2 protein-coding genes are annotated in these 1,398 nt (G+C 47.4%); both read right to left on the bottom strand.

The features are described 5' to 3' along the window. A partial coding sequence (locus HMPREF0766_RS19040) for a type IX secretion system membrane protein PorP/SprF (RefSeq protein WP_003000987.1) occupies nt 1-413 on the bottom strand: 413 nt, incomplete at its 3' end. 95 nt (nt 414-508) lie between these two features. Next, a partial coding sequence (locus HMPREF0766_RS19035) for a T9SS C-terminal target domain-containing protein (protein WP_003000982.1) occupies nt 509-1,398 on the bottom strand: 890 nt, incomplete at its 5' end.

Genomic DNA, 1,398 nt, shown 5'->3' with positions numbered 1-1,398 from the left:
GGATCCAGACTGCTGTAGTCTCCACGCTGCTGCGTGTATCCAAGGTTAACGCCAAGACCTACATATTCCTCATCTGAGATCTGAAGGGTTTTGGTAAAATTCGCTGAGGCTTCGGTACTCCGCTCAACACCGATCTTGAATTGCTTGAAATTAACCCCTAATGCAATACCTCGGTTACCTATAGCAATGTTTCCATTGAACCAGATACTCCTGGGCGCTCCATCTACACCCGCCCACTGGTAACGGTACAAAAGCGCGGCGTCTCCTTCACCTCCTTTCAATAGCGCATTGTAACTCGGATTCAGCATCTTCCCGAACGAACCGGATAGCGCCGGATCGATATATTGCTGACCCAGGGCCAGGCTGACACATAGTAACGATAACGTGCCTGATATTATCTTTTTCAAGTTCATAGTCCTTGTTCTTTCTGTTTTTTTTATACTGTTACTCTACTAAAGAAATTCTGTGTTACAGCTCATATGGTGGCTGCAACACAGATTTCCTCTGATTAATATCTGACCACGAAGAAGCCTTTGTCATATACCCATTTACCGTTGATCTTTACTTCAAGCATGTAGAAGTATGTACCGGCTGGTACTGCACGACTTTCCTTGTAACCATCAAAGCGGTTGCTGTGGTTATCGTAGCCTTTTAACTCCTGAACCAGGTTACCGTTGGCATCGAAGATCCCGATTTTATTCTCCGGATACTCATCGATTCCTTCGATTCGAAGGTAATCGTTGATGCCGTCTCCGTTTGGTGATACCGCAGGATGCACCCGAACCGGTAATTTAGCACCGTCTTCGTTGCGGACACGAAGTTCGCGGGTAACGGCATCAGCGGCTATGTAGTTCGCATCTCCGGACTGTTCTGCACGGATAAGTGCCAGACCTACTCCTCTCACTGTCACTTCCTGAGTACCTGTAACTTCGGCAACAAGGGTATTATCGCTGTAGATTTTGATCGGCAGCGGACTGTTGCTGCTGATATCAAGGCTCAGCGTACCTGCATCACGATACACAGCAGGGATCTCTTTGAACGTGATCACCTGTTTGGCTTTATTGATCTTCAGGGCAGCCTGCAGACTGAGGTTGGTATAATTGATACCTCCGTCTATGTTGGCCGTAACTGTATACGTACCAGCCGCTGTCTGGTTGTTTCCGGTGTAGCTCACGGTTGTACCTGCAGGAAGCGTACCTGAGATAAGGATTGACTTCGCTGCGGCATCGTAGGTGAAGCTGGCATCACTCAGCGTAATACCTGTAATCGTAGCTTTAGTAATCGTCAGATTTGCACCTGCATACGTAATCAGGTAGTTGGAAGCTGCCAGGTCGTTATTGCTGATTGCATACGTTCCAACATTTTCACCAGCTGCTCTTTTCAATGTACCTGTGACTA

It is taken from the genome of Sphingobacterium spiritivorum ATCC 33861 (assembly GCF_000143765.1).
Lineage (GTDB): Bacteria > Bacteroidota > Bacteroidia > Sphingobacteriales > Sphingobacteriaceae > Sphingobacterium > Sphingobacterium spiritivorum.
The sequence above is the reverse complement of the archived record's forward strand: the minus strand, read 5'-3'. Positions and strand labels throughout refer to the sequence as shown.